The following is a 23,617-nucleotide window of genomic DNA, read 5'->3' as shown; positions in this document are numbered from 1 at the left end:
TCGCGCCTGCATCAGTCGATATACCGCAGGCCCGCGCGCTGCAGCGGCTCGCGCATGTTGTACATGTCGAGCCCGAGCACGCCGCTCGCGAGCTTCGCGCGCTTCTCTTCTTCGAGCGCCTCGCGCGCCGTGGCCTTCTCCAATACCTTCTGCGCCGATGCCGCCGGCACGACGACGACGCCGTCATCGTCCGCGACGATCACATCGCCGGGCGTGACGATCGCGCCCGCGCACACCACCGGAATGTTCACCGAGCCGAGCGTCGCTTTCACGGTGCCCTTCGCCGAGACCGCGCGGCTCCACACGGGAAAGCCCATTTCGGTGAGCACGCGCACGTCGCGCACGCCGCCATCGATCACGAGCGCCCGCGCGCCGCGCGCCTTGAAGCTCGTCGCGAGCAGGTCGCCGAAGAAGCCGTCGGTGTTGTCGGTCGTGCACGCGGCCACGACGATATCGCCCGGCTGAATCTGCTCGGCCGCGACGTGCAGCATCCAGTTGTCGCCCGGCTGCAGAAGCACCGTCACCGCCGTGCCGCTCGCCTGCGCGCCGGCATAAATGGGCCGCATATGAGTTTTCATCAACCCCACGCGGCCCATGGCTTCGTGGACCGTAGCCGAGCCTAGCGCGCCGAGTTTCGCCGCGGCATCGCCATCGGCGCGATCGATGTTGCGATACACCACTCCGAGTTCGTACATGTCTATCTTCCCTGTGCCTTGAGCGCCGCATCGAGCCGCGGATACACGCGGCGCGCGTTGCCCTCGTAAATCTTGTCGCGTGCTTCGGGCTGCATCGATGCAGCTTCGACATAGCGCTTCGTATCGTCGAAATAGTGGCCCGTTTCGGGATCGATGCCACGCACTGCGCCGATCATCTCGCTTGCAAAGAGAATGTTGTCGACGGGAATCACGCGCGTGAGCAAATCGATGCCCGGCTGATGATAGACGCACGTATCGAAGAACACGTTGTTGAGCAAATGATCCTTCAGCAAGGGCTTTTTAAGCTCTTGCGCGAGGCCGCGGAAGCGTCCCCAGTGATACGGCACCGCGCCGCCGCCATGCGGAATCACGAACTTGAGCGACGGGAAATCGCGGAACAGATCGGACGTGAGGCACTGCATGAACGCGGTCGTATCGGCGTTGAGATAGTGCGCGCCGGTCGTATGGAAACACGCGTTGCAACTGGTGCTCACGTGAATCATCGCGGGGATGTCGTACTCGACCATCTTCTCGTAGATCGGATACCAGTAGCGGTCCGATAGCGGCGGACTCGTCCAGTGACCGCCGGACGGGTCCGGGTTCAGGTTGATCGCGACGTTGCCGTACTGCTCCACGCACTTCACGAGTTCGGGAATGCACGTCGAGACATCGACGCCGGGGCTTTGCGGCAGCATCGCCGCGGGAATGAAGTTTTCGGGGAACAACTGGCTCACGCGATAGCACAGCTCGTTGCAGATCGCGGCCCACGTACTCGACACGTCGAAGTCGCCGATGTGATGCGCCATGAAGCTCGCGCGCGGGCTGAACACCGTGAGATCGAGGCCGCGTTCGCGCATGAGACGCAACTGATTGCTTTCGATGGACTCGCGCAGTTCGTCGTCGCCGATGTGCAGCTCCGACGGACGCGGCATCTCCGAAGGATTCGCGATACCGGCGATCTGCCGGTTGCGCCACGCCTCCAGCGCCTTGGGCGCCGTGGTGTAGTGGCCGTGAATGTCGATGATCATCGTGACTCCAAGTACTAATGTGCAGCGGTGGTCTGCGGCGCGGCGTCGGCCGTGCGGCCGCGCTGCGCCACGAGAATGGCGATGGCCGCGAGCGTCGCGGGAACGGCGAGCATCGCGAGGATCGCGCCGAACTGCCAGCCGAGGCCGAGCAGCGCGCCGCCGAACGCCGAACCGAAGATGCTGCCGAAGCGGCCCATGCCGAGCATCCAGCTCACGCCGGTGGCGCGCGCAACCGTCGGGTAGCGGCCCGGCGCAAACGCGTTCAGGCCCGTTTGCGCGCCGCTCATGCAGAAGCCCGCGGCAAACACGAGCACCGCGAGCGACGACGACAACGCGCCGATCCACGCCAGCCCGAGCACACAGATCGCGCCGCCGAGATACGCCGCGCTAATCACAGGCGCGGGGCGCACGCGGTCCATGATCCAGCCGACGATGATCGCGCCGATCGTGCCGCCGATCTGGAACATCGCCGTGATGTTCGCCGCCGCCGATACGGTGAGACCCGCGTCCTTCATCAACGTGGGCAGCCAGCCGGTCAGCAGATAGATGACGAGCAGGCCCATGAAATACGTGACCCACAGCGCGGCCGTGAGCAGGCCAAAGCCATGCGAGAAGAGCACGCCGATAGGCTTCTTGGTCGGCAGCGGAGGTTCCGCCGAGACGAAGGTTTCGTCGCCTTTGAAGCGCACGCCGCACACGCGGCCGAGCACCTTGCCGACCTTCTGCGGCGTCGCGCCGCGCACCGCGAGCAGACGCGCCGATTCGGGCAGCAGCCAGATTTGCAGCGGAATCAGGACGAGCGGAAGCCCGCCGCCGAAGACGAGCACCGAGCGCCAGCCGTGCGTCGGAATCAGCCAGCCCGCCACGAAGCCGATCAGCGCCGAGCCCAGGTTGAAGCCCGTGAACATGATCGTGATGAGCAGCGCGCGCTTGCGTTGCGGCGCGTATTCGGAGAGCAGCGTCGTCGTGTTCGGCATGGCGGCGCCCAGGCCGATGCCCGTCAGCACGCGCAGTAACGCCATGCTCGCCGGCGAATTCGTGAACGCGGTCGCGATCGTGAAGACGCCGAAGAAGAAGACCGACGCGATCAACACGCCTTTGCGTCCGATGCGGTCCGACGCCGGTCCCGCCGCCAGCGCGCCGATGACGAGGCCGATGGGCGCGGCGCTCATCACGAGGCCGAACGCGGGCCGCGAGATGTGCCAGTCCGCGATGATCGAAGGCGCGACGAAGCCCATGATGGCCACGTCCATGCCGTCGGCGGTGACGACGAGAAAGCACAACGCCACCAGCAGCCACTGGTAGGCGGAAATGGGCCGCTCGTCGATGAAGCTCTTGATATCGATGGTTTTACCGCTAGTCATTTGGTGTCTCCGTGCATCGCTGTAGTTTTATTGCTTGCCCTGCTCGGCCTTGTCCCAGTCGAGCTTGCCGCCGCTCTTGCCCGCCACCGAATACAGCGCGCCGGGCGCATTGCGGGTCTTCTGGAATTCTTCGAGCGTCTCGCCGCGCATCGCCGCATAGATATGCAGGTTCGATACGCCCGTCACCGCGCCGAGCTTCTCCAGCATGAAGAAGATGACGCCGTAATGCAGCAGCGCGCGCCAGTCGCGGCGGCGGATCATGTCGCGCTCTTCATCGGAAAGACCGGCCGCTTCGAAGCTCGCTTCGGGATCGCGCTGAAAGGCTTCGCGATGCCCGGGCTCGATCATGCGATGCAGATAATCGTTGATGCGATACGCGCGCACGGCCATCTCGATACTGAACGGATACGTGCCCTGCAGCTTGTCGACATCGGTGAGTTCGGCGGCCATGCGCGCGCGATGCCGCTCGATGATCGCGGGCTTCGTCTCGCTGCCCTCGCCTTCGTAGATCGCGGTCGCGATGCCGGCCATCGAAGGCAGGTAGTAGCTGCGATGCTTGCACACGACATTCGACGACAGCGCGCCGCGCATCGTGAGCCACATGACGACTTCCGCGCCTTCGTAGCCGCCGAGTTCCGCGTATTCGGCGATGGTCATGTCGGCGAGTTGCTGCGGATCGCGCTCGAAGAGATCGAGGAAGCGCTGATCCCATTCCGTGTTGTTGAAGCCCGCGCGCTCGCCGTGCACCTGATGCGAAAGACCGCCCGTCGCGAGAATCGCGACCTTGATGTCCTCGGGATAGCTCTCGATGGCGCGGCGCAGCGCCTGCCCGAGCTTGTAGAAGCGCCGCGCGCTCGGCACCGGCAACTGCAGCACGCCCATTTGCAGCGGCACGAGCTTCACGGGCCACTCGGGTTTGTGCGGGCACAGCATCGACAGCGGCGAGAAGCAGCCGTGATCGAGCGGCTTGTTCTGGAAGAACGACATGTCGAACTCGTCGGTCATCAGCGAGTTGCCGATGTGCGCCGCGAGCGCCGGATGGCCTTTGATCGGCGGAAGATCGCGTGCACCGCCGCCTTCGTCCGCGACGCGCCATTCGGGGCCGACGCCCAGCGCGAATGCCGAATAGTGATCGAAGAAGAACGACGTGACGTGATCGTTATAGATGGTCACGATGACGTCCGGGCGTTTCTCTTCGAGCCAGTTCGCGAGCGGCGCGAAGTTCTCGAAGATCGGCGCCCAGACCGGATCGTCGCGCTTGTTCTTGTCGAATGCGAAACCGATGGTCGGCGTGTGCGAGGCGGCAATGCCGCCGATGATGCGAGCCATGATGAGGGTGCTCCGTGAGGTGCCGGGCAATCAGGCGCTCGTCGAATGCACGCGGCCCGGTATGTTGCGAAAACTGAAGGGAAAGATACGGCCCGGCGCTATCGCGCGGAACTGGGCGTAAACCATGACCGGCATTGACGGCGCTTGCGATGACGCGTGCCGGAGGGCCAGCCCGGGCGGGTTCGCGGGCGCGGCGCGCGGCTTGCTCGCGCATGCGCCCGATAAATAAAACTGATGGCAACGTAAAAAGGACGCAAGCGGGCGGGCTTCCGGCGGCGCACGCCCGGACGATCGCCGGCAGATGCGAATGTCAGCGGTGGCCGCCCGCGCGCAATGTGCGCTACCGCACGCATCGCGCTCATGCATGCGCCAGCTCGCGTAAGGCAACCGTAACGCGGCGGCTTGAAAGCCCGGCGCGTTCGCGATGTGCGTCAACCGCCTGTGCGAAGCATCGACCGGCGAATCCGCAACGCCCATCGGCCCGGAGGAAACCGAAACGCGTTTCGTAACTTGCTAACGGACTCGCGATTGCCTATACCTAAATCGATCCGCGCAACGATTAGCACCAGCAACGACCGGAATGACACGAATCGCGGTTCACCCCCGACGAGGCGGCACGATCCGAATTCCTGTTAGCTATCCTTTGCATCGCCATGCCCGCGCGAACGGCTCTTGCCGTCACGCCGGGTTAGGCATCCTGATGTTTACCGGCACTTGCTACTGGCCAACCGAGAACCGCTCGCCCGTCCTCTTCGGAGCATCTGCACATGTCCAACCCAGTGGGTTTCTGGAGCTATGCCCGCAGCGACGACGCGCATAGCGACGGGCATCTGAGCCAGCTGCGCACGATCGTGGGAAAGGCCATCGCGTTGCAGTACGGCGCGGACATCACCATCTGGCAGGACATTCAGGCGATTCCGCCCGGCGCGGACTGGGCCAATTCCATCGAACGAACGATTGGGCAGACCGTCTTCTTCATGCCGATCGTCAGCCCGCGTTACCTGAAAAGCCCGAACTGCCTCGCGGAGTTCCGGTCGTTTCGGCAACGCATGATCGATCTGGGCCGCGACGATCTCATCTTTCCGATTCTCTACGTCGGCGTCGATCAGTTCAGCGCCGACGAAACCGCCTTCGGCGCGGACCTCGACGCGCTGCGCCGTCATCAGTGGATCGACTTCAGGCCGCTGCGTCACGCGGACGTGCGTTCGCACGAAGTCTGGACATGGGTCGATGGACTCGCGGAGAACATCCTCAAGGTCGCCGTGGCGGTTTCGAAGGCGGAGCATGCGGCCGGAATCGGAAGCGCAAGCGGAAGCTCGAGCGGAACCGGCCCCGCACGCGACGCGATAGCGGCGGCTGCGGAGGAAGGCCGTCAGCGGGAAGCGGCGGCGCGCGAAGCGGAGAAAGCGCGGCAACGCGACGCGGCTCAGGCGGCGCAAGCAGCGCAAGCCCGGGCGGCGGCGGAAACAGCGCGGCAGCGCGAAGCGGCGGCGCGAGCGGCCGAAGAAGCCCGGCGCAGGGAAACGGCCCAAAAGCCGGTCGAGCATCTCGAACACCCCGAAGTGCTCGACGCAGAGGCGGAGCCGTTCGCGCCCGCGACGGGCCGCGGCACCGCCGTCATGCCCGGCTATATGGCGCAGCGCAACGTCGCGCCCGCGCGCGGAAGGCGCGTCGGCGTGCTGATGGTATCGGCGGCTGGGGCGGTCGTGGTGGCGGGCACGCTCGTCGCGGTCTTCATGCGGCACGAGACGCCTCAGGCGTCGTCGATCGCTCCGGCGTCGGCGCCGCTGGCCACGCCTCCCGCGCCTGCCGTCGCCGCGCCTGTGCCCGCGCCGTCTCCTTCAGCGACACGAACGCCGACGCCGACGCCAACGCCAACGCCGCCGACGGACAACGCCACGGCGCGTGCCCCCGCGCCGGACCTCGAGGGCAGCGTCGACCAGATTCTCGACTCGGGCGCACTCATCGTCGCGGGGAAGATCGTCAATCTGTACGGCATTCGCGGAGAGGATGGACGGCCGGCGCGCGCGATGCAGCGCTATCTCCAGAGCGAAGGCAACATCGTCCGATGCTTCGCGCACGACGACGCGTACCAGTGCTTTGCGAACGGACACGACGTCGCGGCGCACGCCGTGCGCCTCGGATGGGCGCGCATCCGCGATAACTCGCCCGCGCAGTATGGCGCCGCGCAGGACGAGGCAAGGCGCTCGCGCGCCGGCGTCTGGAGCAAATAGCCGCCGCGAGCCCGCACCGGCTGATCCAGGAGACAAGCGATGAACAGATACCTCCCGGCAATGATCCTCACGCTCGCGGCGAGCCTCCTCGCATCCGGATGCGCGGAAGACCAGTCGAACGGAATGAACAAGACGACTTCGGGCGCACTGCTCGGCGCGGGCGCGGGCGCGGCGCTCGGCGGCCTCTTCGGACACGGCAAGGCGAGCGCGATCGTCGCGGGCGGTCTCGCGGGCGGACTGCTCGGCGGCGTGATCGGGCATGAAATGGACGAGCGCGATCGCGAAGCGCGCGACCGGGCGCTGCAGGAGGCGCTGCAAAGCTCGAAGAACAGCCAGCCGAAGCACTGGCGCAACACCAAGACCGGCAACTCCGGCACGATCAAGCCACTGAATGGCTACACGGCATCGGCGAACGCGCAGACGTGCCGGGATTTCACCGAGTCGTATGTAAAAGAAGGAAAGACCTATGAGCAGAATGCGCACGCGTGCCGCAATTCGAAGGGAGAGTGGCAACTGGCCCAGCAGTGATGCCGCCGCTCGGGGCCCGGCCAGGCACCGCGGTCCATCGCCGGTTCTGTGCGCGATCCTCGCGGCGGGCATGCTCCGCACCGATGCGCTCGCGGCATCGCGCGAGCGCATCGACGTATCGCGCGTGGGAAGTTCCGTCGAGGAATCCGCGCCGCTTGCGCAGCGGCCGGGGCTTCGTCGAAGCGGGACCGCGTTTTTCGTCGCGCGCGACGGCGACCTGCTCACGACGGCGCATACGTTGCGAGGCTGCAAGCGCATCGAGGTCTGGCCCGACGACGACTCGCGGCTCGTCGCCTCGCTGGTGTCGGTGGATACCGCGCTCGACGTCGCCGTGCTCGCGACGCATCGAAGCGTGAGCCGCATCGCGGTTGCGCGCGCGGGGCCGGCCGGCGCGCGTGTCGCGGCGTGGACCATCGCCTTCGGTCTGACACCTTCGACGCCGCTGCTGCCCGTGTTCACGCGCGGTTCCGTGGATGGCACCGTGGACATCGACGCGCGCCGTCTCCTTGCGATTCACGCGCGGCTCTATGAAGGCAACAGCGGCGGGCCGGTCATCGACGATCAGGGTTTTTTGCTCGGCATGATCGTCGGACGTTATCAGGCACGACCCGATATGGCCGTCGCGGTGCGCGCGAGCGACCTCGCCGGATTCTTGCGCACGCGCGCCGGCGCGGAGCGAGATGAGCCGAAGCGTTCGAGTCCGGACCCGCAGCGCACACTGCGCGCGATCTCCGCGCTCGTGCAATGCGTTCAATAGCGGCGGCAACCGGCTCTCGGGTTGAAAGGACATCCTGCACGCTCGCCCACGACGACCATGCCCATCGACACGCCGCAAGCCTTTCCGCTTCTTCCGCGAACCATATCGCTGCTGGTTTCCGGGCATCGCAAGGAACGGCTGGAAGCGGGCGGCAGGAATCCGGGGCCGGCGTTGAAGCGGCTGGACGCCGTGCTGGGCGCGTTTGCCGAGCTTCATCGGTCGGATCTCGGTCTCGACGACCTCTTCCCCGCTTCGCTTTATGCGGCCGAAAGCACGACCATACGCGTGCTGACGGGACAGGCGAGCGGCGTCGACCAGCACGCGATAAAGACGGCGAACGCGCTCCGATTGCCGGTCGACGTCATCGTGCCGGATCATCTCGGCGCTGCGCGCGACAAGGCCGACCGGTCAGTGGCGTTCGGATGCACGGAGGAGGACGCCGCGCGCGATGACGACGCCGTCTACGAAATGCGCGACGAACTGGCGCTCGCGTATGCCGACATGCTGATCGCGGTCTGGGACGGCGAGCGGCCGCAAGGCAAGGCGGGCGGCGTCGTGCGGCTCGTCGAGCGGGCCGTCAAGGGCGGAATGCCCGTGCTGTGGATCGACATGCACGGCGCACTGCATACGATCGCGGGCGATCGCGTCACCGAATACTGCATTTATCAGTTCTCGCGGCCTATCCCGCCGGAAGGACTGCTGTGCTCGCTTTTCGAAAAGCGAGGCCCACACGACGACGTGCTCATCGATACATTGCGTGGGCGGCTCAATCCGCTCGACGAGAAGTACGTCAAGCCGAGCAAGGCCACGGAAGTGCTGAAGTCGTATGCAAGCGAGCGGCATCCGCCGTCGTGGATCGAACGGCGCGTGGGCTGGTTCGACGAACTCATGCGGGGCGTGCTCATGTTCAACCCGCGCGGCATCGCGAACGGCATATCGAGAGCGATACGCGGCGCGGCGGCGTCCCACGCATCGGACGAAGCGGACGCGGTGGCATCGACGGAACATCTGCGCATGCGCTACCGCTGGAGCGACGAACGCGCGAACATCGCAAGCCGCAGGCACGCCAGCAGCATCTGGCTGCTGTACATGCTTTCGTCGGCGGCGGTGTTCGCGTCGGTGGCCGGCATCGTGAGCTCGGACGCCGGGTGGTCGCTGCTTTCGCGTCGCTCGGACATCGAGTGGGACGCCTGGTGGAGCGCCGCCGAGGGCGTCTTCGTCGTCATCATTCTCGTCTCGTTCTGGCGAGCGCACCGCGCCGACTGGCATCGCTTCTGGCTCGGCCACCGCTTCATCGCGGAACAGATACGCTATCTGGGAATTCTCGCGCCGTTTCTCGGCATTCCGCCGCCGTTCAACGAGCCGCTTTTCGTCCTGACGAAAGGGCATCTCAGGCTGCGCAACGCGGAACTCTGGCTCTTGCAGCGCTCGGCCAGCGCCGGCGGACTTCCGTCGCGATACTGTTCGTATGACCTGGAAGCCGAATCGCTCGTGAGACTGGCTACCCCGCTCGAAGAAAGCGTAAAGCAACAATTGGGCTTCCATGACAAGAAGTGCGGCTCCATGCGCGGCTTGCGCGAACGAATGGAGCACCTGGCAATACGCATCTTCGAAGTGGCCGCCTTCATCACGGCGGTGCATGTGCTGATTCTGGTCGCTCGAATCTGCGGCATCGAAGCGCCCTTCCCGCACGTCCCGCGCATTCTCGAGAAGCTCGAACACCTGCTGCCGCTCGTCAGCGCCGCCACGCCCGCGCTCGGCGCCGCGTTGCACGGCGTGATGACGAAGCTCGAATACGGGCGCGTCGCGCAGCAATCGAAAAAGGCGCACGCACGCCTCGTCACCTATCTCCAGGCGGTGCAGGATGCGCTGAAGACGCCGCAAGCGAACGGCTGGCGGGCGGCGGCCAACCTGCGCTTCGATGCGCTCAACGTCGTGAATCTGCTCGCGGGCGAAAACGTCCAGTGGCGCGACCTGATCCACTATCAGAAGACCGAGATTCCATGACGGACTCCCCCGACATGCCCGACCTCAGGCACGCGCCCGACGCATGGCGCGTGGTGAAGCGCCCCGTTGCGCTCGACGTGCGCTTCGCCGAAGCCGACGGAACGTGCGACACGCTCGAAGGCCCGGTGCGCTTTCGCGCGGGCGACGCCATCTTGACGGGAACGCTCGGCGAAAACTGGCCAGTGAGCCGCGAGCGGTTCGACGAGACGTATGAACTCGTCAGCGATGGCCGATACCGCAAGCGCCCGCTGCTCGCCTACGCCATTCGCCTGACGGCTCCGATGAAGGTGCGCGTCGGCGGACAAGGCGATGTCGTCGAAGGTCATCCCGGCGACTGGCTCGTGCAGTACGACGAGTCCGACTACGGGCTCGTCGATGCCGAAGTATTCGCGCAAGCCTACGAAAGAGCGGACGCGCCGGGTTAGCCCCGGCCCTTCGCCGCTTCTACGCCTTCGAGGTGCCGCAAGAGCTTGCCCACCATCCACACGACGGTCAGCCCCACCGCCACGAAAAACGCGGCCAGCGGCGCGAGAATCTGCACGGAGACGAATCCGGCGAGGCCCATCATCGCGGACGAAACGAGCAGCAACGCGCATCCGAGGATCGCGCTCGTCAATCCCGCGATATGCGGGAACAGCGAATTGCCCTTCGCCATTAGCGTCGGATACATCGCGCCGGCGCAAAAGCCCATCACGAGAACGGGCATCGCGAGCGTCCAGACTCTCAGCCCGACCGTCAGCGCCAGCAGCAGCATGACGACCGCTGACGCCGCCATCGCCCACGATCCGATTCGCAGCCGCGCTTCCGCGCTCGGCAGGCGCGGCCCATGCACGCGGTTCGAGAGGCCGCCGAGGAAGTACATCATGCCGATTTCGAGCGCGAGATAGCCGAAGAACGTTGGCGGCTTGTGCAGCGTGTTCTGCACCATGAACGGCCCGACGATGTTGAACACGAGCAGGATGCTGTAGCAAAGCCCTTGCGCGAGAAAGCAGCTCTGAAACACCGGACTGGAGAGCACCTTGCCCGCATTCGAAATCAGCGTGCGCGGCTCGAGACGCACCGGCCGTGGCAAGGTTTCGCGATAACGCCAGACGAGCGCCCACATGACGATCGAATAAAGCAGCAGAAAGACGAGACACGCCTTCCAGCCGAAAGCCGTCTGCAGATGCGCGCCGATCACCGGCGCGACGATCGGCGCGAGACCCCATGCAATCGACATGTACGTGAACGCGTGAACCAGCGCCATCCCCTTGAAGGAATCGGTGATGATCGCCTTGGCGAGCAGGTTCGTCGCCGCGATGCCGAAGCCCTGCATGCAGCGCGCGAGCAGGAAGGTTTCGAGGTTCGTCGCGGCGAGCGAGAGCAGGCATCCGAGCGTGAAGACGACGAGGCCGAAGGCCAGAACGCGCTTGCGTCCATACGCATCCGCGACGGGTCCGAGCGTCAGTTGCCCGAGCGCGTAGGCGGCCATATAGCCCGACACGCTCGATTGAATGGCTTGCGGCGAAGTCGCGAAGTAACGCGCCATCGCGGGCAGCGCCGGCACGTAGATATCGATCGCGAGCTGGCCCGCCGAAGCGAAAAAGCACACGATAAACAGCAGGAAGCGCGGCGAATTCGCGGCGCGCGCGGCAATGAGCGTGCCGTCGGGATGGGCAGGGTTCATGGAAGCAGTGATTGAGCGGATGCCGTGACGAGGCATCCGCCGGTACGAAGAACGAATGGAGCACGGCCAGGCGGCGTCAGCGCGTATTGTGCCTGTCATCGCGCGACGCCGCCCGACTGCGCTAGCCGCGGATTCCCTCGGCGCCGCGGGCGTCCGCATCGCGCGTGGAACCCTTCGCCGGGCGGCCCGCCCAATGGCCCGCGAGCATCGAGCCGGACAGGTTGTGCCACACCGAGAAGAGCGCGCCGGGCAGCGCCGCGATCGGCGTGAAGTACAGCTTGCCGAGCGTCGCGGCAAGCCCCGAATTCTGCATGCCGACTTCGATGGCGAGCGTGCGGCACACGGCTTCGTCGAAGCCGAGCAGACGCCCGCCCCAATAGCCGCCGAGCAAGCCGATGCCGTTGTGCAGCACCACGCCGAGCGCAACCACGAGCCCGACCGACGCAATGCTCTTCTGCGTGCCGCCGACGACGGCCGCGATGATGAGCAGGATCGAGACCATCGAGATAAGCGGAAGCACCCACTCGATCTTGCGCACGAACTTGCCGAACAGATGATTCACAATCAGGCCGACCACGATCGGCAGCGCCACGATCTGAAGAATGCTCATGAGCATGCCGTGTACATCGACGGCGATGGAGGCATCCACGTAAAGCCGCGTGAGCAGCGGTGTCGCGAACACGCCGACGAGCGTGGAGAGCGCGCTGATCGTCACCGAGAGCGCCACGTCGCCGCGCGCGAGATAGATCATCACGTTGGACGCGGTGCCGCTCGCGACGCTGCCGACGAGCACCATGCCCGCCGTCAGATCGGGCGGCATGCGCAGCGCCTTCGCAATCGCCCAGGCCGCGAGCGGCATCACGAGGTAATGCAGCACGATGCCCGCGACCACGGGCGCGGGGCGTGTGAACACGCGCCGGAAATCGTCGATGGAAAGCGTGACGCCCATCGACAGCATGATGATGGTGAGCAGCGTCGTCACATGCGGCGCGATGCCGGTGACGGACGACGGAGACAGGTAAGCGGCGACGGAAACGAGTACGGCCCAAAGCGGAAAGAGACGGGTGACGCGGGCAAGCATGTGCAGCAATCCTCGGATGTCGTGGCCTGGCCTAGCGTATGGGAGCGGACGCGGCGCGCTCGGGCGGCGCGATGCCGGTCGGGGCGCGCGGGGCGTCGGCGGGAAAGGCGCGCGGCAGGATCGAACGACCGCGTGTGAGACGAAAGGCGTGCCTTCGTGGGGCGAATGCCCGAATCGCGGCGCCGCCCGCGCGGGTGACGCGCGGCGGCCAGATGGCGGGCAAGCCTCGCATTTTACCGGCGTTGCCCTCGATGAGCGAACGAAAAGGCGGCGCCGCACGGACGCCGCACAGTCCGCAAGTGCGGGAGAGTCAGTGCGTCGACTCGATCGCCGCCGCGCTGAGATCGGTGGGGAAGCAATGCGGGTGTTCGAAGCCGGTCGGCGACGGACCCGTCGAATAGATGATGTTGTCGGTATTGTTCGGCCCTTGTCCCGCCGGCACGCTGCCGAGCCCGGCGAGCTTGCGCATGCGGTAAGCGATCGCGTGATCGGCGCATGCGCTGTCGCCGCTCACGCCGAGCCCGCCGATCACCTTGCCGCCCGCATAGAGCGCGACGCCGCCGCCGAACGTGATGACGCCGCCGAGCGTGCGGCCGATGCCGCTGCCCTGTTCGAGAAAGCGCGCATCGAACGGATTCGAGTTGTTCAGACCGTAGAGCGAGCCGCCCGGCTGCGTGGCGGCATAGAGGTTCGCGGTGGAAAGCGCGAGCGCGTCGTTGCTGAAGCCGTTGGCGGTGTACGCCTTGGCGATTGCGATTGCGCGGCTGCCGGGCCACGCGTCGCCGGTCTTCACCACCGAACAGAGATGGCCCTGGCGATCCACGACCGCCGCCCACATGCGATTCGGCTTGAAGATGCCGCCGTTGCCGTCGCTTGCATTGACGACCGAATAGAGCTGTTTCTCGACGAGCGATACGGTGCCCTGCGGCAGCGTGCAGTGGCCGGCGGGATAGTCGTCGTTGTCATAGGCATGGGCGAGCGGCGAAGCGAGGGCGATGCAGAGTCCGGCAAAGACCGGGTAAGACGCGATCATACGCATGGCGATTCTCCCGACGTATAGGCGATTTAACGGCACGAGTGAAGCACTTGAACTGATCGCTGCCTAACAAGATAGGATGCCTTAACGAATAGGACGAACGTTGTTTTAGATGCGCGCTCGCGCTCTTGAACACCGCTCTGAAAACGTTTTGAAAGCCGGCGTCACTCCGCGACGGACGCTTCGACCGCCGCGAGATACGCGGCCAGTGCGCGCTTCACTTCGCGCAGGTAGCGCCTCGCGAGTTGCACGTCGCCCATGGAGGGACGCAGCTTGATGGCCAGCGAGCCGCTCGCGAGCGCGCGCAGCATTTCGACGTAGAGCGCGCGGTCGGCGGGCTTGACGCTTGCCATGCGCGCGTCGATCACCTTGCGCAGCGTGCCCGGCTCGCGCTTGCGCTCGTCGTGCGGCATCACGGACATGAGAATGAGGCAGTCCGGCTTCTGCTCCAGATACGTGATGTACGGCGTCATGATGCGGTCGATCACCGCCTCGGACGACAGCGCGCGCCACGTTTCGATGTCGATCTGGCCCAGCTCGTCGTCGATCTCGCCCATCGCGGCGACGTGACGGTCCCACAACGCGGTGAGCAGGCTCTCGCGGTCCGGAAAGAAGTGATACATCGAACCAATGGGCGTCTGCGCGCGCCGCGCGACGCCGTGCATCGTCACGCCCGCGAGACCCTTTTCGACGATCAGTTCCGCCGTTGCGTCGAGCACGCTCTCGATGCGCGCGCGGCCGCGCGCCTGCAGCCGCGGCGCGGCGCTCTCTTGTTCGTCGCGGGGCTTGGTCATCGTTCTTCCTCGTGTCTCCATTAGTCGAATGAAACTAGACGCTCGCGTCTACAATCGTGCATACTAGACGACACCGTCTAGTTTTGCGAGCGTCGCGAAAACGCTCACGCCGCACTGGACGCGCATTTTCTACCGCTGCCGCTACTCGCGCGGCGGCGCCAAAAAGTCGGAGAAATTCATGGCAGTTGCAGCGCCTGCGCAAGGCGGCGATTCTAATCAGGCCACGCGACGCAAACCGTCGCGTCGGCGCGTGCTCATCGCCATCGGCGTCGTCGCGGTCGTCGTCGGCATCGTGTGGGGGCTGCGCTGGTGGACGGTCGGCCGCTTCATCGAAAGCACGGACGACGCCTACCTCAAGGCCGACAGCGTAACCATCGCGCCCAAGGTGAGCGGCTATGTGACCGAAGTGCTGGTCGGCGACAACGAATCCGTCGCGGCCGGCGCGCCGCTCGCGCGGCTCGACACGCGGCAGTATCAGGCATCGCTCGATCAGGGCAAGGCCACGCTCGATGCGCGCGCCGCCGACATTTCACGCGCCGAAGCCGAACTCAAGCAGCAGCGCGCCAACGCGGATCAGGCGAAAGCGCAGGCGGAAGTCTCGCGCGTGAGCCTCGAGCACGCGGAAGACGACGTGCGCCGCTATCGTCCGCTGGTTGCGACCGGCGCGGAATCCGCCGAGCGCCTGGCGAGCCTCGTGAGCACGCGCGATCAGGCGCGCGCCACGCTCGCCGCCAGTCTCGCCGCCGCGCGCGGCGCCGCCACGCAGATCGGCGGCACCGAAGCGCAGATCGCGCAGGCGCGCGCGCAACTCGAAGCGGCGCAGGCGCAACTGAACCAGTCGAAGCTCGATCTCAACGACACCACGCTCTACAGCCCGCTCGCGGGCCGCGTCGGGGACCGCACCGTGCGCGTCGGCCAGTACGTGCAGCCGGGCACGCGCCTCATGACGGTCGTGCCGGTGCAGACCGTCTATCTCGAAGCGAACTTCAAGGAAACGCAGGTGGGCCGCATGCGTATCGGCCAGCCGGCGACGCTGCACGTCGACGCGCTCAAGGGCACGGACCTGCACGGCGTCGTCGAGAGCTTCTCGCCCGGCACCGGCGCGCAGTTCGCGCTCTTGCCGCCCGAGAATGCCACCGGCAATTTCACGAAGATCGTGCAGCGCGTGCCGGTGCGCATTCGGATCGACACCGGCCCGCAGACGCGCAAGGTGCTGCTGCCGGGACTCTCCGTGACCGTCGATGTCGATACGAAATCCGCCACCGACGAAAGCAGGCGCATCGCCGCCGAGAATCGCCATGAGTGACGCGCAGGCGCACGCGCGGGCCAGCGCGACCGACTGGATCGCGGTCACGGCGGGCGCGCTCGGCGCGCTGATGGCCACGCTCGACATCTCCATCACGAACTCCGCGCTGCCGCAGATTCAGGGCGAAATCGGCGCGACCGGAACCGAGGGCACCTGGATTTCGACCGGCTACCTGATGTCGGAAATCGTGATGATCCCGCTCGCCGCCTGGCTCACGCGCGTGTTCGGGCTGCGCAACTTCCTGCTCGGCAACGCGGTCCTGTTCACGCTGTTCTCGGTCATGTGCGGCCTGTCCACCTCGCTGCCGATGATGGTCGTGGGCCGCATCGGTCAGGGCTTCACCGGCGGCGCGATGATCCCGACCGCGCAGACCATCATCCGCACGCGGCTGCCGCGCGAGCAGATGCCCGTCGGCATGACGATTTTCGGGCTGATCGTGCTGCTCGGCCCGTTGCTCGGGCCGGTGCTCGGCGGCTGGCTCGCGGAGAACATCGCGTGGTCGTGGTGCTTCTTCATCAACCTGCCGGTGGGCGTCGCGCTCGTGACGCTGCTGCTCTCCGGCCTGCCCGCCGAAAAGCCGCAGTGGGAAGCTTTCCTCAAGGCGGACTGGACCGGCATTGCGGGGCTCGCCATCGGCCTGAGCTCGCTCACGGTCGTGCTCGAAGAAGGCCAGCGCAACCAGTGGTTCGAATCCAGCGAAATCGTGATGCTCACCTGCGTCGCCACGTTCGGGATGCTGCTGATCGCGCTGTCGCAGTTCGTCGCGAAGCAGCCCATCGTGCGGCTCTCGCTGCTGCGCAACCTGCGCTACGCAAGCGTGATTCTGATCGTGTTCGCCGTCGGCGCGGGCCTCTACTGCGTGTCGTTTCTCCTGCCGCAGTTCTTGAGCATCGTCGCGGGCTACAACGCGCTGCAATCCGGCTCGATCATGCTCATCTCGGGCGTGCCCGCGTTTCTCATCATGCCGATCTTGCCGCGCCTGCTCGGCAAGGTGGATTTCCGCGTGATGGTCATAGCGGGCTTGCTGTGCTTCGCGACGAGTTGCCTGCTCGACATTTCGCTCACCGCGCAAAGCGTCGGGCACGACTTCTTCTGGTCGCAGATCCTGCGCGGCTTCGGCCAAATGCTCGCGATGATGCCCCTCAACCAGGCGTCGATGGCCGCGGTGTCGCGCGAAGAATCCGGCGATGCGGCGGGCCTCTACAACATGGCGCGCAATCTCGGCGGCTCGGTCGGGCTCGCGATTCTCGGCACGGTCATCGACCGGCGCAACGACTTTCACGCCGCCGCCATTCGCGAGTCGGTGAGCGCGAACTCGGTGATCGCTCAGGAACGCATCGCCGGGAGCGCCGCAAGCTTCCTCGCGCAAGGCGGCGACATGGCGCACGCGAAGCTGCAGGCGCTCGGCCAATTGTCGATGCAGATCGGGCAGCAAGCCGTCGTCATGACGTACTCCGAAACATTCTATGTGCTGGCGATTGCACTCATCGCGTGCCTGCCGCTCGCCATGCTGCTCAAGACGCCCAAGCACGCCCCCGGCGAGACGCCGTCCGCCGGACACTGACGCAATGATTTCTTCCACGATGTTCCCTCGCCGCTTCCGCTTCTCTTTCCTCCTCTTGCCCCTCACCGCGATCGCGCTCGCCGCGTGCACGGTCGGCCCCGACTATCGCGGCGCGCCCGATATTGCTGGCGACGCCGTGAAGAGCGGCGCCTTCGTACGCGCGCCGCAGGAAGGCATCGCCGCGACGCACGCGCCCGCTGCATGGTGGCGCGCGCTGAACGACTCGCAGCTGAACGCGCTCGTCGACGCGGCGCTCGCGCACAATCCCGACCTCAGAATGGCGCAGGCGCGCTTGCGCGAGGCGCGCTCGCAGTTGCGCGGCCAGCAGGCCAACGAATTGCCGAAGGCATCGGCGTCGGCGGCGGCCTTGCGCATGCGCTCGCCGGATACGTCGATACTCGGTCCATCGGACGCTTCGGGCGGCGGGCGCGGCCCGGTCGATTTCTACACCGTGGGCTTCGATGCGTCGTGGGAAATCGATCTTTTCGGCGGCACGCGCCGCGCGATAGAAGCGGCATCGGACGAAGCGCAAGCCGTGCACGCCGATCTCTCCGATGCGCAGGTCTCGCTCGCGGCGGAAGTGGCATCCGCGTATATCGACCTGCGCGACGAGCAGGAACGCCTCGCGCTCGCCGAGCGCACCGCCGAATATCAGCAGCAGATGCTCACGCTCACCGAGCAGCGCCGCGCGCGCGGCACGGCGGCGCAAGTCGATGTCGAGCGCCTTACGACGCAAGTGGACACCACGCGCGCGACGCTCGTGCCGCTGCAAGTGCAGATCACCGATTCGCTCGATCAGCTCGCCGTGCTGACGGGCCGCGCGCCCGGCGCGCTCGATGCCGAACTCGCGCAGCCCGCGCCGCTGCCCGCGCTCCCCGCGTCGGTGCCGATCGGCGATCCGGCGACGCTGCTTCAGCAACGCCCCGATATCCGCGCGGCCGAAAGGCGTCTCGCATCGAGCAATGCGCAAATCGGCGAGCATATTTCCGATTACTTCCCGAAGGTGTCGCTGCTCGGCGACATCGGCTTCTCGGCGTCGAACCCCGGACATTTGTTGCGCAAGCAGAACTTCTCGTGGCTCGGCGTGCCGTATCTGCAATGGAGCTTTCTCGATTTCGGCCGCACGGCGGCAAGCGTGAATGCAGCGAAGGCATCGCGCGACGAAGCCGAGGCGCGCTACGAGAAGACCGTGCTCGCCGCGCTGAAGGACGCGAATTCCGCGCTCTCGCGCTATGGCAATCAGCGTGAGCATGTCGTGCGGTTGAGAGACGTGCAGGCGTCGTCGGAAAGGTCGGCCACGCTCGTGCGGCAACGCTATACGGCGGGCGTATCCACGCTCATCGATCTGCTCGACGCGCAGCGCACGCAGTTCGCCGCGCAACAGGACGTCGTCGCGGCGCAGGCCGAATTGCTCAAGGACTTCGTGTCGCTGCAAAAGAGCCTCGGGCTCGGCTGGCAGACGACTGACGCAAAGTCGTAACGAACGGCGAGATTGCTCGGCGGAATGCATCTTGCGACAGCGCGTGGTCGGCATCAGCGCCACGCGGAGAAACGAATGCATCGAGCGACGTACCCTACAGCCACCTTCAACGCGCTTGCACGCGCATTGCTCGCCGTCGCAAGCGCGGCGGCCTTTTCCACCGTCCACGCAGCGCAGGCGGCAGAGCCTGCACAGGCCGCTTCCGCCGCCGTCACCGCGAGCGCGCCCGCCGCCTCGCCACTGCCGCCGTCCGAACTCTACGGCGATCTTTATCGCGAGGTTCAGCTCGCGCGTCTTTATCCGGACAGCAAGACATTCGCGGACATGCAGCCCAATGTCTCGCCGAAGCAGGTCATGACCGACTATGCGAACCGGACGCAGCCCTTCGATCTTGCGCGCTTCGTCGGCTCGCACTTCACGCTGCCGCAACGGGAAACCAAGGGCTACGCGTCGGACCCGAACGAAAGCGTCACGCAGCATATCGATACCTTGTGGACCGTCCTGCGCCGCAATCCCGATGCGAACGCGAGCCCGTGGTCATCACTGTTGCCGCTGCCTTACGCGTATGTCGTGCCGGGCGACCGCTTCGACGAGATTTACTACTGGGACTCGTATTTCATCATGCTGGGCCTGCTGCAAAGCGGCCAACGCGAACTGATGAAGAACGAACTCGACAACTTCGCGACGCTCATCGACCGATACGGCCATATCCCGAACGGCAATCGCAGCTACTATCTGAGCCGCTCGCAGCCGCCGTTTTTCGCGCAGATGGTGCAGCTCGCCGCCGAGACGGACGGCGATGCCGCGTACCTCCGCTATCTGCCCGAACTCGCGCGCGAATACGCGTACTGGATGGATGGCGAGGACAAGGTCGAGCCGGGGAAAGCGTATCGGCATGTCGTGCGCCTCGCTGACGGCTCGCTTCTGAACCGCTATTGGGACGACCGCGCCACGCCGCGCGACGAGTCGTATCGCGAGGACGTGGAAACGGCGAAGCAGATGCCCCAGCGCAATGCCGAAGACCTGTGGCGCAATCTTCGCGCGGGCGGCGAAACCGGCTGGGACTTCAGTTCGCGATGGTTTTCGGACGGCAAGTCGCTCGCGACCGTCGAAGTGACGTCGCTCGTGCCCGCCGATCTCAACGCGCTGCTCTACGACCTCGAACGCACGCTTGCCCGCGCGTATCGCGTAAAAGGCGATGCCGCGCACGCCGAAGCCTTCGAACAACGCGCGCGCGTGCGGGCGCAGGCCATTCGCGGCCACTTGTGGGACCCGCAACTGCACGCATTCGGCGATTACGACTTCGAGGCGCACGCGCTCACGCATCGGCTGAGCGCGGCGACGGTGTATCCGCTTTACATGGGCATCGCGACGAAGGCGCAGGCGAGCGCGGTGGCCTCGACGCTTCGCGCGCGGCTCGTGCGCCCGGGCGGGCTCGCGACGACGACCGTGCGCTCGGGCCAGCAATGGGACGAGCCGAACGGCTGGGCGCCGCTGCAATATCTCGCGGTGATGGGCCTTCGCCGTTACGGTCAATCGGCGCTCGCCAAAGAGATCGCCGAGCGCTGGATTCAGACGAACGTCGCGTATTACCAGCACACCGGCAAGCTCGTCGAGAAATACGATGTCGATGCGAAAGCCGGATCGACGGCGGCGGGCGGCGGCGAATATCCGCTGCAGGACGGCTTCGGCTGGACCAACGGCGTGCTGCGCACGTTGATGGCGATGTATCCGTCGGCGGCGGGCGCGACGACGCGTCCTGTCGATGTGCCATCGGGTGCGGCGGGCGTCGCGGACGCGGCGGCATCGGCGGCGAAGGCGTCGAAGAATACGCATCGGCTGAGTCCGGCGGAGCCGTCGCAATAGCGGCACGGGAAGCGGCACAACGGCGCTCATCGGGCATAACGCGCGGCGCTATACTCTCGCGCTTTCGAACAGCAATACCGAAGGATTCCCGATGAGCGCACTCCCGCCCTGCCCGCAATGCCATTCCGAATTCACCTACGAAGATGGCGGCGTCTTCATTTGCCCCGAATGCGCGCATGAATGGAGCGCGCAATCAGGTACACAGGCGGGCGCGTCCGCCGAACCTGCCGCGAAGGTGTATCGCGATAGCGCGGGCAACATTCTTCAGGACGGCGACACGGTCACCGTCATCAAAGACTTGAAACTGAAAGGCTCGGGCGGCGTCATCAAGATGGGCACGAAGGTCAAGAACATCCGCCTCGTGGACAGCGATCACGATATCGACTGCAAAGTCGACGGCTTCGGCGCAATGAGCCTGAAATCCGAATTCGTGAAGAAGGCATGAAGGAACGCGCCGAATGCGCGCGGCGGGAGGCACGGCAAGCGCACTGTAAAGATGCGTTACGATGCAGGCTTTCCACGCCTCTGCCTGCCGTTTCGTCTTGACCGCGCCCGAATTCAAAGCCATCGCGCACGCGATGCTCGTCCGTCTCGCGGCCCGGCTGCGTCCGCATGTCCGGCCCCGCACGCTGCTGCTCGTGCCAGCGCTGTTCGTGCTGTATGTGCTGGCGCTGATCCCGTTCACGCCCGGCATCAGTGATATCCGCAAGGCCAAGGTCGATCAACCCGCGCAGATCTATTCCGCCGACGGCAAGCTCCTCGCCGAGTTCAGGCCGACGCATCGTGAATGGGTGAGCCTGCGGCAAATCTCGCCGCAAGTGATCGATGCGCTGATCGCGACAGAAGACCGGCGCTTTTACGCGCATCACGGCATCGACTGGCGGCGCACGGCATCGGCGGCGCTGCATACATTCTCGGGCGACCGTCAGGGCGGCTCCACGCTCACGCAGCAACTCGCGCGCAATCTGTATCCCGATGAAATCGGCCGCTCGCAGACGCTCACGCGCAAACTGAAGGAAGCGATCACCGCGTTCAAGATCGAAGCGGTCTATTCGAAGGACGAGATTCTCGAAACGTATCTGAACACGGTGCCGTTCCTGTACAACGCGTATGGCATCGAAATGGCCGCGCGCACGTATTTCGACACGTCCGCGGACCAGCTCGACGTGCTGCAAAGCGCTACGCTCATCGGCATGCTGAAGGGCAACAGCTACTACAACCCGGTCATCAATCCGGAGCGCGCGCTCGACAGACGCAACATCGTGCTCGGGCAAATGGTGCGCTTCGGCCATCTCGCGCCGAACAAGCTCGACGCGCTGAAGAAGCGCCCGCTTCGCATCGACTTCGAGCGGCAGACCGAAGAGCCGGGACGCGCGCCGCATTTCGCGCAGCAATTGCGCAAGTGGCTCATTTCATGGGCCGACGACAACGACTTCAACATCTATTCCGATGGCCTCGTCGTGCGCACGACCATCGACTCGCGTCTTCAGGCGATGGCCGCGCAAGCGCTCGCGTTGCAGGGCAATCAGTTGCAGTCGATCGCGAACGCCGCATGGGGCGGACGAGGCGGCTGCGCGAGCGCGAACGCGGAGCTTGCGCGCGCGTTCATCCGCGAGACGGGCGACTATCGCGCGGCGCGCGATGCGGGCGCGAACGACGCCGATGCGCTCGCGCATCTCGCCGCGAACCGCGATTTCATGCGGGCGCTCTGCGAGAACAAGACGCGCGTGCAGGCGGGCTTTGTCGCGCTCGATCCGCGCAATGGCCAGATCAAGGCGTGGGTCGGCAGCCGCGACTTCACGCAGGACCCGTTCGATCACGTCGCGCAGGCGCGCCGTCAGCCCGGCTCGACTTTCAAACCGTTCGTGTATGGCGCGGCCTTCGAGCGCGGCGCGATGCCGTCGGACACGTTCATCGATCAGGACGTGACGATTGCCGTGAGCGGCAACGAGACGTGGCGCCCGACCGACGAAACGCCGCCGAGCGGCCGCGCCGTCAGCCTGCGCGACGGCATCGCGTTCTCGAAGAACCGCATCACCGCGCAACTGATGCAGACGGTCGGCCCCGCGCGCGTCGCGCGGCTCGCGCGCGACATGGGCGTGCGGGAAAGTCATCTGGACGCGGTGCCGTCGCTCGCGCTCGGCACGAGTCCCGTCACGCTCAAGGAAATGGTGTCGGCCTACGGCACGATCGCCAACGATGGCAACTACATGGAGCCGTTGCTCGTCACGCGCATCGAGAACAGGAAGGGCGACGTGCTCGCGCAGTTCGAGAGCACGCCGCAGCGCGCGCTCTCCGCCGATGCGACGCACAAGCTCATCGACGTGATGCGCGATGTCGTGAATCGCGGCACGGGCACGGCCATTCGCACGCGCTTCGGCATTCGCGGCGATGTCGCGGGCAAGACCGGCACGACGCAGGACAACGCGGACGGCTGGTTCATCCTGATGCATCCGCAGCTCGTGGCGGGCGCATGGGTCGGCTTCAACGATAGCCGCGTCACGCTGCGCAGCGACTACTGGGGACAAGGCGCGCACAGCGCGTTGCCGATGGTCGGCGATTTCACGCAGCGCGCGTTGCGCTCGCATCTGATCGACGCGCGTGCGCGTTTCGATACGCAACCGCTGCCGAGCGCCTGGCAGACGATGGTCGCGCGCCTGCGCACATGGATCGATGAAACCTTCCGCAAGACGCAGCCGAAGCCGGCGCAAACGGCCCCGCAAAAGCGCGTTCATGTGAAGCGCGCGCCCGCTTCGTCGGAGCCCGAAGCGGAAGCGGTCGTGACCGAGGATGCGCCGAGACCGCCGGTATTCTCGACGATGCCGCCGCTCTTGCCGTCCTCGGCGAGCGAAGCGCCCGCGCCCGCATCGTCCGCGGAATAA

At 65.9% G+C, this 23,617-nt stretch carries 19 protein-coding genes; 11 read left to right on the top strand and 8 right to left on the bottom strand.

Going from position 1 to position 23,617, the window contains the following annotated elements; genetic code table 11:
- Nucleotides 1-11: 11 nt before the first annotated feature.
- The 4 genes from ligK to LDZ27_RS22130 are packed head-to-tail and all read right to left on the bottom strand — an operon-like array spanning nucleotide 12 to nucleotide 4,416.
- Nucleotides 12-695 carry a 4-carboxy-4-hydroxy-2-oxoadipate aldolase/oxaloacetate decarboxylase gene (gene ligK, locus LDZ27_RS22145; protein ID WP_244817935.1) on the bottom strand — a complete coding sequence of 228 codons (684 nt, stop codon included), beginning with the start codon at nucleotides 693-695 and terminating at the stop codon, nucleotides 12-14.
- 2 nt (nucleotides 696-697) lie between these two features.
- Nucleotides 698-1,723 carry an amidohydrolase family protein gene (locus tag LDZ27_RS22140; protein WP_244817934.1) on the bottom strand — a complete coding sequence of 342 codons (1,026 nt, stop codon included), beginning with the start codon at nucleotides 1,721-1,723 and terminating at the stop codon, nucleotides 698-700.
- A 14-nt stretch (nucleotides 1,724-1,737) separates the two neighbouring features.
- A complete protein-coding gene (locus LDZ27_RS22135) occupies nucleotides 1,738-3,087 on the bottom strand; it encodes an aromatic acid/H+ symport family MFS transporter (RefSeq protein WP_244817933.1) in 1,350 nt (449 codons plus the stop codon).
- 27 nt (nucleotides 3,088-3,114) lie between these two features.
- Nucleotides 3,115-4,416 carry a gallate dioxygenase gene (locus LDZ27_RS22130; protein WP_244817932.1) on the bottom strand — a complete coding sequence of 434 codons (1,302 nt, stop codon included), beginning with the start codon at nucleotides 4,414-4,416 and terminating at the stop codon, nucleotides 3,115-3,117.
- Between the two features lie 767 nt (nucleotides 4,417-5,183).
- Between LDZ27_RS22130 and LDZ27_RS22125 the strand changes: the two genes are divergently transcribed.
- From LDZ27_RS22125 to LDZ27_RS22105, 5 genes are all read left to right on the top strand, one after another.
- Entirely contained in the window at nucleotides 5,184-6,650 is a 1,467-nt protein-coding gene (locus LDZ27_RS22125; RefSeq protein WP_244817931.1) for a TIR domain-containing protein, read from the top strand.
- Nucleotides 6,651-6,689: 39 nt separating this feature from the next.
- The gene (locus LDZ27_RS22120) at nucleotides 6,690-7,178 is read left to right on the top strand and encodes an RT0821/Lpp0805 family surface protein (protein ID WP_244817930.1); all 489 of its coding nucleotides are present in this window, start codon (nucleotides 6,690-6,692) and stop codon (nucleotides 7,176-7,178) included.
- A 70-nt stretch (nucleotides 7,179-7,248) separates the two neighbouring features.
- Nucleotides 7,249-7,935, top strand: coding sequence for a serine protease (locus LDZ27_RS22115; protein ID WP_244817929.1), 687 nt, complete (start codon nucleotides 7,249-7,251; stop codon nucleotides 7,933-7,935).
- Between the two features lie 57 nt (nucleotides 7,936-7,992).
- Nucleotides 7,993-9,942, top strand: coding sequence for a DUF4231 domain-containing protein (locus LDZ27_RS22110; RefSeq protein WP_244817928.1), 1,950 nt, complete (start codon nucleotides 7,993-7,995; stop codon nucleotides 9,940-9,942).
- Entirely contained in the window at nucleotides 9,939-10,367 is a 429-nt protein-coding gene (locus tag LDZ27_RS22105) for a PGDYG domain-containing protein (RefSeq protein WP_244817927.1), read from the top strand. Before LDZ27_RS22110 ends, LDZ27_RS22105 begins: the two co-directional genes overlap by 4 nt.
- On the opposite strand, the gene LDZ27_RS22100 is transcribed toward LDZ27_RS22105, so the two are convergent.
- From LDZ27_RS22100 to LDZ27_RS22085, 4 genes are all read right to left on the bottom strand, one after another.
- Entirely contained in the window at nucleotides 10,364-11,608 is a 1,245-nt protein-coding gene (locus tag LDZ27_RS22100; RefSeq protein ID WP_244817926.1) for a multidrug effflux MFS transporter, read from the bottom strand. The two genes, LDZ27_RS22105 and LDZ27_RS22100, sit on opposite strands and share 4 nt — an antisense overlap.
- A 121-nt stretch (nucleotides 11,609-11,729) precedes the next feature.
- Complete coding sequence (locus LDZ27_RS22095) at nucleotides 11,730-12,689, bottom strand: bile acid:sodium symporter family protein (protein ID WP_244817925.1); 960 nt, start codon at nucleotides 12,687-12,689, stop codon at nucleotides 11,730-11,732.
- Between the two features lie 310 nt (nucleotides 12,690-12,999).
- Nucleotides 13,000-13,728, bottom strand: a complete 729-nt coding sequence (locus LDZ27_RS22090) for a heme-binding protein (RefSeq protein ID WP_244817924.1) — start codon at nucleotides 13,726-13,728, stop codon at nucleotides 13,000-13,002.
- A gap of 161 nt (nucleotides 13,729-13,889) precedes the next feature.
- Nucleotides 13,890-14,519, bottom strand: coding sequence for a TetR/AcrR family transcriptional regulator (locus LDZ27_RS22085; RefSeq protein ID WP_244817923.1), 630 nt, complete (start codon nucleotides 14,517-14,519; stop codon nucleotides 13,890-13,892).
- Nucleotides 14,520-14,697: 178 nt separating this feature from the next.
- On the opposite strand from LDZ27_RS22085, the gene LDZ27_RS22080 reads away from it, so the two are divergent.
- The 6 genes from LDZ27_RS22080 to LDZ27_RS22055 all read left to right on the top strand — a co-directional run bounded on the left by LDZ27_RS22080 (nucleotide 14,698) and on the right by LDZ27_RS22055 (nucleotide 23,617).
- The gene (locus LDZ27_RS22080) at nucleotides 14,698-15,825 is read left to right on the top strand and encodes an HlyD family secretion protein (protein ID WP_244817922.1); all 1,128 of its coding nucleotides are present in this window, start codon (nucleotides 14,698-14,700) and stop codon (nucleotides 15,823-15,825) included.
- Nucleotides 15,818-17,389, top strand: coding sequence for an MDR family MFS transporter (locus tag LDZ27_RS22075; protein ID WP_244817921.1), 1,572 nt, complete (start codon nucleotides 15,818-15,820; stop codon nucleotides 17,387-17,389). Before LDZ27_RS22080 ends, LDZ27_RS22075 begins: the two co-directional genes overlap by 8 nt.
- 19 nt (nucleotides 17,390-17,408) lie before the next feature.
- The gene (locus LDZ27_RS22070) at nucleotides 17,409-18,869 is read left to right on the top strand and encodes an efflux transporter outer membrane subunit (protein ID WP_244818010.1); all 1,461 of its coding nucleotides are present in this window, start codon (nucleotides 17,409-17,411) and stop codon (nucleotides 18,867-18,869) included.
- 75 nt (nucleotides 18,870-18,944) lie between these two features.
- Entirely contained in the window at nucleotides 18,945-20,735 is a 1,791-nt protein-coding gene (gene treF / locus LDZ27_RS22065) for an alpha,alpha-trehalase TreF (RefSeq protein WP_244817920.1), read from the top strand.
- Between the two features lie 91 nt (nucleotides 20,736-20,826).
- Entirely contained in the window at nucleotides 20,827-21,180 is a 354-nt protein-coding gene (locus tag LDZ27_RS22060; RefSeq protein WP_244817919.1) for a zinc ribbon domain-containing protein YjdM, read from the top strand.
- Nucleotides 21,181-21,241: 61 nt separating this feature from the next.
- Nucleotides 21,242-23,617, top strand: coding sequence for a penicillin-binding protein 1A (locus LDZ27_RS22055; RefSeq protein WP_370653478.1), 2,376 nt, complete (start codon nucleotides 21,242-21,244; stop codon nucleotides 23,615-23,617).

The organism is Caballeronia sp. Lep1P3 (assembly GCF_022879595.1).
Lineage (GTDB): Bacteria > Pseudomonadota > Gammaproteobacteria > Burkholderiales > Burkholderiaceae > Caballeronia.
Note: the sequence above shows the minus strand (reverse complement) of the source record. Positions and strands in the feature narration are given on the sequence as shown.